Annotated in this window: 8 protein-coding genes and 3 pseudogenes; 7 read left to right on the top strand and 4 right to left on the bottom strand. The window is 34.0% G+C overall.

The window, feature by feature from the left end:
- Positions 1-4: 4 nt before the first annotated feature.
- Positions 5-994 (top strand): lipoate--protein ligase, encoded by a 990-nt coding sequence (locus tag C564_RS0120195; RefSeq protein ID WP_018766584.1) that lies wholly within the window; start codon positions 5-7, stop codon positions 992-994.
- A gap of 210 nt (positions 995-1,204) precedes the next feature.
- Positions 1,205-2,737: a fatty acid--CoA ligase family protein gene (locus tag C564_RS0120190; RefSeq protein WP_018766583.1), complete on the top strand. Its 1,533-nt coding sequence runs from the start codon at positions 1,205-1,207 to the stop codon at positions 2,735-2,737.
- An 88-nt stretch (positions 2,738-2,825) separates the two neighbouring features.
- On the opposite strand, the pseudogene C564_RS32355 reads toward C564_RS0120190, so the two are convergent.
- Positions 2,826-3,344: pseudogene (locus C564_RS32355) on the bottom strand (isochorismatase family protein); the annotation flags it as partial.
- 345 nt (positions 3,345-3,689) lie between these two features.
- Between C564_RS32355 and C564_RS0120175 the strand changes: the two are divergent.
- Positions 3,690-4,799, top strand: a complete 1,110-nt coding sequence (locus C564_RS0120175; RefSeq protein ID WP_018766580.1) for a metallophosphoesterase — start codon at positions 3,690-3,692, stop codon at positions 4,797-4,799.
- Positions 4,800-4,844: 45 nt separating this feature from the next.
- On the opposite strand, the pseudogene C564_RS0120170 reads toward C564_RS0120175, so the two are convergent.
- A pseudogene (locus C564_RS0120170) lies at positions 4,845-5,000 on the bottom strand (anti sigma factor C-terminal domain-containing protein); the annotation flags it as partial.
- A gap of 134 nt (positions 5,001-5,134) precedes the next feature.
- Here C564_RS0120170 and C564_RS0120165 point away from each other — a divergent pair.
- From C564_RS0120165 to C564_RS0120155, 3 genes and pseudogenes are all read left to right on the top strand, one after another.
- On the top strand, positions 5,135-6,043 hold the full coding sequence (locus C564_RS0120165) for an AraC family transcriptional regulator (protein WP_018766578.1): 909 nt from the start codon (positions 5,135-5,137) through the stop codon (positions 6,041-6,043).
- 173 nt (positions 6,044-6,216) lie between these two features.
- Positions 6,217-6,410 (top strand): annotated as a pseudogene (locus tag C564_RS38235) (SAM-dependent methyltransferase); the annotation flags it as partial.
- Positions 6,411-7,256: 846 nt separating this feature from the next.
- Entirely contained in the window at positions 7,257-8,357 is a 1,101-nt protein-coding gene (locus tag C564_RS0120155) for an acyltransferase family protein (protein ID WP_018766576.1), read from the top strand.
- Between the two features lie 217 nt (positions 8,358-8,574).
- Here C564_RS0120155 and C564_RS0120150 read toward each other — a convergent pair whose 3' ends face one another.
- Together C564_RS0120150 and C564_RS0120145 are read right to left on the bottom strand one after the other, a co-directional pair.
- A complete protein-coding gene (locus tag C564_RS0120150; RefSeq protein WP_018766575.1) occupies positions 8,575-10,335 on the bottom strand; it encodes a sensor histidine kinase in 1,761 nt (586 codons plus the stop codon).
- Positions 10,336-10,344: 9 nt separating this feature from the next.
- Positions 10,345-11,049 carry a response regulator transcription factor gene (locus tag C564_RS0120145; protein ID WP_003195844.1) on the bottom strand — a complete coding sequence of 235 codons (705 nt, stop codon included), beginning with the start codon at positions 11,047-11,049 and terminating at the stop codon, positions 10,345-10,347.
- Positions 11,050-11,190: 141 nt separating this feature from the next.
- On the opposite strand from C564_RS0120145, the gene C564_RS0120140 reads away from it, so the two are divergent.
- The gene (locus C564_RS0120140; RefSeq protein ID WP_018766574.1) at positions 11,191-12,018 is read left to right on the top strand and encodes a CPBP family intramembrane glutamic endopeptidase; all 828 of its coding nucleotides are present in this window, start codon (positions 11,191-11,193) and stop codon (positions 12,016-12,018) included.
- Positions 12,019-12,153: the final 135 nt, after the last annotated feature.

Below are 12,153 nucleotides of genomic sequence, written 5' to 3'. Positions count from 1 at the left end.
TATGATGTTATTTATTGATAATAAAGGAATTACAGATCCAACAATTAACTTAGCGATTGAAGAATACTGCGTGAAAAATTTAGATATTAACGAAACATACCTTTTGTTCTACATTAACGAACCTTCTATTATCATTGGAAAAAACCAAAACACAGTAGAAGAAATTAATACTGATTATGTAAAAGAAAAAGGTATTCATGTCGTAAGGCGCTTGTCTGGCGGAGGCGCTGTATATCATGATTTAGGGAACTTAAACTTCAGCTTTATTACGAAAGATGATGGGGATAGTTTTCATAACTTTAAAAAGTTCACAGAGCCTGTTACGAAAGCGCTTGGAAAATTAGGTGTAAATGCAGAGCTTAGCGGTCGTAATGACATTTTAGCTGAAGGTAGAAAAATTTCAGGTAATGCGCAGTTTTCAACGAAAGGTCGTATGTTTAGTCACGGTACATTACTATTTGATTCTGAAATCGATCACGTTGTATCTGCACTCAAAGTAAAAATGGACAAGATTCAATCAAAAGGGATTAAATCAATTCGTAGCCGCGTAGCGAACATTACGGAATTTTTAAATGAAAAAGTGACAACGGAAGAATTTAAACAGCTTCTTCTAGCGACGATTTTTGAAGGAGAAACAGAAATTCCAACGTATGAATTAACAGAAGAAGATTGGAAAGAAATCTATAAAATTTCTGAAGAGCGCTACCGTAATTGGGATTGGAACTACGGAAAGTCTCCTAAGTTCAACTTACAACATTCACACCGTTTCCCAGTTGGACAAGTTGATGTTCGCCTAGAGGTAACAAAAGGAACAGTAACTGAATGTAAAGTATACGGTGATTTCTTCGGCGTGGAAGATGTTCATGATATTGAAGAGTGTTTAACAGGAGTACAGTTTGATAAAGAAGGTTTTGCCGCGGCTTTAGAAGATGTAGATGTAAAACGCTACTTTGGTAATATAACAAAAGAAGATTTCTTAGCGTTATTCTTTTAACTCGTAAAAACAGTCATATTGTCCGTATGACTGTTTTTTATTTTGTTGCAAAAAAGCGCATAAAAACAAGAAATAGAGTCTCTAATTAAAAAATGAATGAATGCTCATTTATATGCAGTTAATTAAATGTTACTTGCTAGTTTAATTTTCTTTTAATATAATGTATTTAGAATTTTTAAATTTTCTAAATTTTATAAAGGTGGGGTTTGTGTGAATCTCGTTCAATCTTTAGCTGAAACAGCAAAACAGAAAGGAGAGAAACCGGCGTATATATTTATGGATCAGTCGGTCTCATATGACCAATTAAATAAAATGGTCACACAGTTTTCTAGTAATTTAGCAAAAATGGGCATTGGAAAAGGGGACAATGTTGCATTAGTTGTTGGTAATTCACCACATTTTTTAATTGGTTTATATGGAACAATGAAAGCTGGAGCAACTGTCGTTCCAATTAATCCAATTTATACAGCAGACGAAATGCATTATATTTTACAAAATGGAGATGTAAAAACAATCATCACACTCGACGTTCTTCTACCTGTTATACAATCTCTTACAACAAGACTTCCTTCTCTTGAACATATCATCATATGTGAAACCTCAGCAGATTTCAATCATACAGAAACCGAAAAAATGAAAACGTTTACTAGTCTTATAGGAACCGGTGACCTATCTTATGAAGGTCCTGAGCTAAATGAAGAAGACGTAGCTGTTATTTTGTATACGTCAGGAACAACTGGAAAGCCAAAAGGCGCTATGCTTACACATGAAAATTTATATAGTAATGCTAGCGATGTAGCATCGTATTTACAATATACTGCGAATGATCGCGTTGTTGCTGCGCTTCCAATGTTCCATGTGTTTTGTTTAACCGTTGCAGTCAATGCCCCAATTGTTAACGGTGCAACGATTTTAATGCTACCAAAGTTTAGTCCGAAAGAAGTATTTCGTATTTGTCGTACGTATGAACCGACAATATTTGCCGGTGTACCGACAATGTACAATTATTTATATTTATATGAGGAAGCAAGCGCAGACGATGTTCAGACACTTCGTCTATGTATTTCTGGCGGAGCTTCTATGCCTGTTGCTCTCCTGAAAAACTTTGAAAATCGCTTTAATGTTATTGTTTCAGAGGGATATGGATTATCAGAGGCTTCACCAGTTACTTGCTTTAATCCATTAGATCGTCCGCGTAAACCAGGTTCGATTGGAACAAATATTTGGCATGTGGAAAATAAAATTGTGAATGAGCTTGGGGAAGAAGTTTCTGTAGGCGAAGTAGGTGAATTAATTGTTCGTGGTCCAAACGTGATGAAAGGATATTATAATGCACCAGAAGACACAGCGGCAGTGCTTCGTGATGGATGGCTGTATACAGGGGACTTAGCAAGAATGGATGATGAAGGTTACTTTTATATTGTTGATCGTAAAAAAGATATTGTCCTTGTAGGTGGTTATAACGTATATCCTCGTGAAGTAGAAGAAGTATTATACCAACATGAGGAGGTTGCGGAAGTGGTTGCGATCGGTGTTCCAGATGAAAATTTAGGAGAAGCAGTGCGCGCCTATGTTGTTCTGAAGAATGGTGTGGTAACAGAAGAAGAGTTAACGCATTACTGTTCTTTACATCTTGCAAAATATAAGGTGCCAAAGAGTATCGAGTTTTTGGAGGAGTTGCCGAAGAATACGACTGGTAAACTACTTAGAAGAGCGTTAAGGGAAAAGGCAGTGCAAGCATAAAACATGGATAACTGTTAGGGAAAATAAAACGAACCGTCCGTAAATAAGGATGGTTCGTTTTATTTTTATAATAGAATTTTATATTTATAATTTTACCATCAATGACAGTTAGGAATCTGTTATTCCAAATCGATTGATGATGATTAATAATATCACTTGCATCTAAAATAGCACCATCTATTGTACTATGTGTTTCTTTGAAAAGTAGATTTTTTTGATACCCTAAACTAAAGGCAGCTCTAATCGTTGTGTCGAGACAAAATTCCGTCTGTGCTCCTGCAAAAATAAGTTGTTCTATTTCATTGGTCTTTAAGTAATCTAAGAGTTCAGTTTGATAGAATGAATCCCATTTTGATTTTTGGATAATTTTATCGGTAGGGGATACGAATAAATTTTTATGAAGTTTCCAGTCATCTTTTCCTTCAAAAAGTTCGTCTTGTTCGTTTTGACTCGTATGTTGAATAAAGATAACTTGTATATTTTTTTCATGAGTTTGCTTAATTAGTCCGTTTATATTTGTAACTAATTGCTCATTATGAAATAAATAGTTTTGGGGATAATTAAAGAAAATTTCTTGCATGTCAATGATTACTAGAGCCTGTTTCATCAAGTAGCACTTCCTTTAGTTTCTTTTTTAATATAGCAGAAGGTATTGAACTACCCCCACTTTCACTTCGTTTAGAGGAGGGGGGCTTCTCGGTTAAAATGATAAAAGGAAAAACAGGCTCCCTGCTCAACAAAACGTATCTTAAAATGAGCAAACTTTTTTGGGTCGTCAGTACTACAACATTCAGCAAAAGCAAAGAGGTTAGGGAGAGAGGAAGAAAATCCCCACTAATTAAAGCTTCATTTTATGAAATGATAGGGAATTGTTAGTCGTTCATGATACGTAATATTTATAGTTTGAATAGCTATCGAGTTATAATAAAAGAAAGAGAAAAGGAGGCACGCTGTGAAAATTCGTCGATATTTTAATATAGTTACTATTTTGATTCTATATACATTACTGATGTTCTACATCGGATGGAATGGATGGGTTTGGCTTCAAACAAGTTTTGGTTGGCAATCTTGGGGATATTATGCTTTGTTAGTTGCATTATTCTCATATGCGTATGTAATCGTCCAGGTTTTCAAATTCCTTCCGTTCTTAAGGACAATTGGTTCCTATTGGTTTGCGGTAATGCAATATGCACTTATTTTGCTGCCGCTAGCTGATATAGCAGTATTTATCTTACAACTGGTAGCGGTGCCGAGAGATACAGCTATTATTTGGACAGGAATTGTTACCCTTATTATGTTTCTTTTCATATTTGGTTATGGAACATTTAATGCATATAGTCCAGTTGTTCGAAAGTATGAAATTCACATACCAAAAGAAGCGAAAGGGCGGAAAGCACTTCGCATTGCGATGGCTTCCGATATGCATTTCGGCAAGTTATCAGGTGTTTCTCATTTGAAAAGATTAGTCCACCGTGTAAATGAAATGGAGCCGGACATTATTTTACTACCTGGTGATATCATTGACGATCATCCAGGAGAATTTATAAAAAAGAACATGGGACAAGTTATGAAACAAATGCAGGCGCCTCTTGGTGTGTATGGAGTACTCGGAAATCATGAATATTACGGAAGAGCCATTCCAGAATTTTTGCAAGAAATGAAGAAAATCGATATTCATATCATGTTAGATGAAGTAAGCAAAATTGAAGATAGTTTTTATCTCGTTGGAAGAAGAGATAAAACGGAGCGAGATCGTCAAAGTTTCGAAGAGTTAATGAGCACCGTAGATAAATCGCTTCCCGTTATAGCGATGGATCATCAGCCGTTTGAATTAAAACAGGCAGCGGAATCTGGCGTTGATTTATTATTATCAGGCCATACGCATAGAGGACAAATGGCACCGAATCATCTTATTACTAGAAGAATGTATGAACTGGACTGGGGATACTTACAAAAGGAAACATTTCATGCGATTGTTTCTTCTGGATTCGGATTTTGGGGTCCGCCGCTTAGACTTGGGAGCCGTTCGGAAGTTATTCAGATCGATGTTACTTTTGAGTGATGTAATAATAAAACAACCATTCAACTTCGAATGGTTGTTTTCACTTTAGTGACGAGAACCACTTGGATGCTTAAACCAATTCCAAAACTCAATATCTCCAAGAGTAGCGTCGCAAACATGAGGAGAATTTTGTAACTTTACTAATTCTTTCGATGGGCCAATAATGACAATACCGTACACTTTCACACCATGTTTTTTCACTGATCTTCCCCCCTTCACTTATAACAACGAATGTAATATGAAAAAGTTACAAATTTCTGTAAAATAAAAGCAAAAAACGTCAAGAAAAGAATTGTCTTCTCTTTTATGATAATACATAAGGCGGGTGAACAGAGATGGAAAGCTATGAAACACAAATTCAAAAAGCAATTAATTATATTGAAGAAGATGTAATGGAGAAGCAAACATTAAGTAATTTGGCTCGTATTGCAGGGTTCTCGGAGTATCATTTTCATCGCGTATTCCAAGCACTAGTAGGCGATACTGTCATGGAGTATGTTCGTAAGAGGAGGCTAGCCCGGGCAGCTTATCGGCTTTCTCATACGGAAGAAAAAATTCTTGATATCGCATTAGAACATGGCTTTCAATCTCATGAAACGTTCATTCGAGCCTTTAAAAAGTTGTTTCAGATGACGCCAAGTAGCTACCGAAGGCAAGGAATTAAGACACCGATGTATTATAAAGCAAATGTGAAGCAGCGGAAGTTCAATCCATATTTAGGGGGAATACAAATGGAATTTCGTATTGAAAAAAAACCAGCGTTTCATGTGGCTGGATATGAGATGAAGACATCTAGTAAAGAAGGGAAAAACCTTAAAGATATTCCGGCATTTTGGGACCGTTATTTACAAAACAATCTTGCGAGTAACATTACAAACCGTAAACATACAGATCAATATGTAGAGCTTGGAATGTGCACGGATTTTAATTTAGAAACAGGGGATTTTACGTATATTATTGGAATGGAAGTAACAAGTTTTGACGGGGTACCGACTGAACTAGCGCAGCGCACGTTCCCAGAAGCAACTTACGCTGTATTTACGACGCCTAAAGTACCGCATAAAGATATGGTATCTTCCATTCAACAAACGTGGAATGCAGTTTTCACAGAATGGTTCCCGCACTCAGGGTATGAACATGCTGGAGTTACAGAGTTTGAATTATACGATGAACGTTGTCATGAGGATAAGAGCGAGTTTGCGCAAGTTGAGATTTGGTTGCCGGTGCAGAAGAAACAACAATAAGAAGAGAAAAAGTTTCCTAGATTCTAGGAAACTTTTTTTTCGTATTAAGGCTAAGATTAATCATATTAAAGAAGTTGTTTAAACGATAGCTCAGCTTCGGGCGCTGCGTCCAACGATTATGAAAAGTGACGACGGTATGGAAGTAGGGGCTGTTCATGAAGTATTCGTATGAAACGGATTGGGAAGTGTACAAACTACAAATTCTTAAAAGTGGATTAGGTTTTACAGATGAAAAGCTTAGAGATATCTTTAGAGGTTTTTTTAAGTAGAAATACGTAGAATGAAAGAAATAAAACAATCGAATAAAGTATTTGGTGTCTCTGAACTGTGGACGGCCTTATTTATGAAGAAGCCTACTGAATCGTAAAAAGAATTATGTTTTCTTAAGCGAATTATATATTTCTGTTAGCAAAGACTATGTGAATGAAGAAATCCTTCAAAAGGTTTGAAAGGCTTACATACTAATAGAATATCATTTCATCGCTATTAAGCTGAGGTGAATTTGTATCTAAATAATTAGAAAAACGCCATTTTTTTATATAAGTATGCAGAAAGTATGCAGGAAGTATGGCGTTTTTTGAACGAATTTATCGATTTCTAATAAACTAGAATTGGTTTCTCAAGAATTACAACAATATATGTTACCATATGCTTTGAAACAATTAGCTAGAAAAATTGGAAATGTACTTTGATAATTTTGATTGGATTAAAATTTGGATTATCCATTATCGTTTTAATCGGTTTTAAGCTTTTTTTAAGAAATAGCCAGTATCATGTGATTTGCATATCTATTCTACAAATCCTATTTTATCCCGTAAAAGCCCGATTGGTCGGGCTAATAATCAGTGGGGGATGAAGAAAACCTCCACTGATTAAAGTTTCACTTTATTTTTTACCACGTTTAAGTACCTATTTTTCTTTTCTATATTACTCTTAAGAGGAAAAATAAAGAAATAAAGTAAAGCAAATGAAAGAACAGTTATATGTGGAAATATTTCAAAATACGTAAAAATTTAATGATGGTGTAATAAGACTGGCATCTCACTATCATTATTCACTGAACAAACTACTTTCTTATCATTAAAAGAAAAACAGGAATTGAGATAGATGCGGCTGTGGATTTTGAAAAATAAGTTGCTTTTCCAAATAAATTTGCTATGTCGAAAGTTTATTTGGAATTATGGATATGTAATTTATGTTGAAGGTGGAATGTATGAAAAACAAAGTTTCAGAAATTACTATATTAAGAAGTTTAGCATGTTTAAGTGTAGTTCTCATACATGCCATATCACGAAGTTCTGCAAATTTTGCATCTGAAAATACAATAGATGTATTGGTATCGTATCTTCAAATACTACTTATGTACGGTACACCTATGTTTGTTTTTATATCCGAATTTGTAATAGCTTATAATTATAGGGATAAAGTACCTAATCAATTCATTTTAAAAAGAGTAAAATTTATTTTATTGCCTTTTATATGTATGGGTATTTTTTATGCAGCTAAATCAAATTATACGAATGGATTCCATGCAATCCTAGTACAATCTATAAGAAATATTGTATTAGGAGAGTTCCATGGCTATTTTGTTTTAATTATATTTCAGTTCTACTTTTTGCACATTATTTTTAATAAAATTGAGAAGTTTTTTTCTCCTAAATTTGTTCTTATTTTCTCGTTACTGATTAATTTAATCTACTTAGGTTTTTTTAATTTTATTCAACCGTTTGATATTCCATATGCTAATGATATTTGGTATTACTACTCTTGGCTTCCATTTCCAGGCTGGATCATTTACTTCTTTATTGGATATTATGCAGGTGGTCATTATGAATACTTTAAAACATGGTTAAATAAAAACCGTAAATGGATCATCTCTTCATGGATATTAACAGGAATCATCGTTATTCTTTTTCAACATTTCAATATTTTAACTGTTACTAGTTCTAAAAGAGTGGATGTTCTTTTATTTACAATATCTACAATACTGGTGCTTTTCCATATTGCATCAAAAATAAAACATGTACCTAAATTTTTACTACTAATCAGTCAATACTCATTTGGAATTTATTTGCTACATCCGTTTTTTCAGTGGACTATATCTAATATGATAGTAGCAAAAATCCCTCAGTTTAATACTCTTTTTGGCACAATAAGTATTGATATGTTGGTTGGTATACTATGTCCAATTCCTGCGGTATATCTCTTAAATAAGACAAAAATAGGTCCATATATTATAGGGAAAATAAGGGTTAATTCAAAACAAAAGTTAAAAAGTAGATGGTTTCATAGTACAAAGTTTCATGAAATGTAGTACCACGTATTATTGATGGACTACTATATGCGGATTTCCTGTTAATTATAGTAGTACTTTCCTAATATCAAAATTGTTACCTGTCTTTTACTTACAACATCGGATATGATGTACAACCATATACATTTCAACTATTAGAATTGGAGCAAATGATAACTAAAGTGAAACTTGAATCAGCGGGGGGAGTTTATCCCGCTGATTAGAGTTTCACTTTATATTAGGACTCTTTTTTGCTATTAGGTGAGAATGGGAACACCATCGTAATGGTTGTTCCTTTTTCAATTTCACTTTCAATGGAAATCGTACCGTTATGTGCAAGAACAAGTTGTTTTGTAATCGCTAAGCCAAGGCCTGTTCCTGCGTTGTTTTCTTCAGTATTTGTACCGCGGTAATATCGTTCAAATAAAAGCTCTTTCGTTTGCTCATCCATTCCTTTTCCATTATCAGAAATAGAAAGTGTAAAAGATTGTTTATTCTGTCCAAGTTTTACAATAACATTTGTTGTTTCATTATTATGCTTTACTGCATTTGCTAATAAATTCTCAATGATACGTTGGAACCATTTTTCTTCAATAGAGTAATGAATTGCATTGGAACTAGGAACAAATTCTATGTTTTGATTTTGAAGTGTCGGGTTATTAATAAATTGTAACAAGACTTTTTGGACAAATTGATTAATCTCAACTTTAACGTGCTGAGAGGGAATTGCGTTGTTTTTTAATTGGTAAGTTAAGCTTAGATCATCAATTAATGTTGTCATATATTGAGATTTTTCTCGTATAACACGACCGAATTGTTGAATGTCGTTATCATCCCAGTTATATTGTTTCGATTCTAGTAATAGAGAGTACCCATAAATGGAACTGAGTGGTGTTTTTAAATCATGAGTGAGGCCAGTAATCCATTCCTCACGTGTTTGTTGAATAACTTGTCGTATGGACTCATTTTTTTTGAGTGTAATAGAAAGGTGCTCTAGAGCATTTGTTACATCTTTAAACAGTCTGAATGACCATTTTTCTTTACCTGAGCGCCGGAAGCGAACTGCTCTTCCTTTTTTACTTACCGGTTCTTCATATTTTCCACTAGCTATATTTTTGAGCCAACGCATTGTGTGTAATAATGGTTTACCAAATTTTCTTCCGTACCAAATAGAAAGAATAACTAAGTAGACAAAAGCGATTAGAATAATAACTCCAAATCCTATGAATATTTTTTTTGTTAATAAATCTTCATTCATATCAGATGGATAGTAATGATCATTTTTTACTGTTATGGTAAATAAGGTTTGGTCCTCTGGATTATATAAACTCGAGATATTTTCTTTGTGATTCCAAGGCTCTTTTGCAGAAAGTACAGCTTGAATGGCTGAAAAGGAGTTTCTTTTTGTTTTAGGATAAGCAAAAATCTCTTCTCCTTGTGCGTTAAATATTTGCAGCGTAGCACCTTCTGCGGTAAGCTGTTTCTTTTCTTTTTCTGTTAAAGAAAATTCAGCTGATAATGGTGAACCGTGTTCTTGTTTTAACTCTTGCAGTAAAGTATTACTCTTTAGCTTTCCACCATAAATCACAATTGCTGTCTTCTCTTTAACTTCAATGTCCCAATACGTAAATTTGTAAGGACTTTGTATATGATGCTGCAAATAAGCAACTAATGTTGTTTTTGTATAAGAACCAGGAACATCTTCAGGAGTATTGAAGTCATAGAGTACCTTTCCATTTTTATCGACAATTTGAAGCCAATCATTTTTCTCCTCAATCATTTCTTTTACCTCAGAACTTAATGTAATACGTCCGTTTTCTGAAGAAACATGCTGAGACATAGTAAAGTTATCAAACTCTGGAACATTTGGTTCATAAAGGGTCGTACTAAAAAGATGCCCCAGGTAGACGAAAGCGACGATGACTGCAATGAGTAAAGTAAACAAGACGAAAATATGTTGTATAATAAATTGTATAATAATCCTTCTACTTAAATTCATAGTTGGTACCTACTTTGCGATGAATTTATAACCAAGTCCGCGAACAGTTTTTATGTACTCCGGGTTACTTGGGTCAAGCTCAATTTTTTCACGTAGTTTTCGAATATGAACCATAACTGTGTTGTCATCTCCATTATAGGCAGGAGCCCCCCATACTTTTTCGTATATTTCTTCTTTTGAGAACACGTAATTAGGATGTTCACAGAAAAAGAGTAGTAGTTGAAAGAGCTGAGCTGAACATTCCACAATTTTCCCATCTACTTGTAATTCAGCTGCATGTTTATCGACCTGAAATCTCCCAAATGAAATAAAGTGTGTCTCTTTCATAGGTTGTGTAGTTTGTTTCATATGTCTTCGAAGTTGAGCTTTCATACGAGCGACGACTTCCAGTGGATTGAATGGTTTTGTAATATAGTCGTCTGCCCCGTATAAGAAGCCAGATACTTTATCTAAATCAGATGATTTTGCTGTTAGGAAGAAAATTGGACAATCTGTTTTTTGACGAATAATTGGACAAATGTCAAAACCAGATTGCCCGGGAAGCATGACATCTAAAATCATTAAATCATAACGATTTTGTTCTACGAATTGTAAAGCTTCTTCTGCAGATGTAGCAGTTGTAATATGAGAAAATCCTTCTTTTTGTAGAATAGTAGTTAATAGTTGTAAAATTGCCGTTTCATCATCAACAAGTAAAACATTTGCATTATACAATCTGAATCGCCCCCTATTTTCATCGAATATCATAACATTTTATTGTAAGTTATGGGATTTTTAAGGGAAATTTAAGGTTTTCTTTGCTTAAAAATAAGATTCGAATGATATGATAAATGTAACATAGGGGAGGAGATGAGTGTGAATCCGTTTTGTTCGATGCGAGCCAGATATTTTTTGATTGTATTTACACTACTTGTTTTGATTGAACGTATTAGTAAACAATTGTTAGAGAATACATTTCATATATCAATTTCTTCTTTTGCAAGCACACTTGTACTCTACATATTTCCATCACTTTGGTTATGGTATCAATGTAAGCGCCATCGTATTCCATTTACTTTATTTGTGAATAGAAGAGAAGCATTTAATCTTTTACAAGTTTTAATGATTACGGGAATGCTATGCCTTTTTAGTTATGGATATCTTGTATTGTATATGCATAGCTTTGTATGGATTACACCGGATTTTATTATAAATATATTACATGAACCGATTATAGGGAGTGCGGGCGGATACATATATCAATTTATAATAATCGTACTAGTAGCTCCTATTGTATGTGAATTTGTATTTAGGGGATTTCTATTTCAGCGTTTTACAGCGAAATGGGGAACCGGTAAAGCAATGGTTATTGTAGCGATTCTTTTCGGATGTTTTCATATTGATTTCCTCAGTGCTGTCATGTTTAGTATCGTACTATCAATTGTATACATTCGGACGAAAAGCTTACTGATGCCGATTAGTATTCATATGTTAAATAATGCAATCGTACTTATCACATCTTTTATGTTCAGTAAGGAAGAAATGATAAGCTTTGCAGATTTTTCTAATCAAACTCCATTTTTTACAGGACTTATTATTTTTATCATTGGATTAAATTTAGTACTCGTCTTTTTGTTCGTGAATCGTCGTTATATGAATAAAGAGGTGCCGGTAGTATATATGAATAAAATGAGAGAGTTATAGGTTAGAGAACGTAGAATTTATTGAATAATAAAAAAGATATACCTATCTTTTTTAGGCTGAAGAGAGAATCCGTCTATGTATAGAAGTGGTCAGAGCTTATTTCATCCTCATGCTAAGTGAAAATAAAAATGCAGG

The sequence above is a fragment of the Bacillus sp. 105MF genome, from assembly GCF_000374885.1.
Classification (GTDB): Bacteria; Bacillota; Bacilli; order Bacillales; family Bacillaceae_G; genus Bacillus_A; species Bacillus_A pseudomycoides.
Note: the sequence above shows the minus strand (reverse complement) of the source record. Positions and strands in the feature narration are given on the sequence as shown.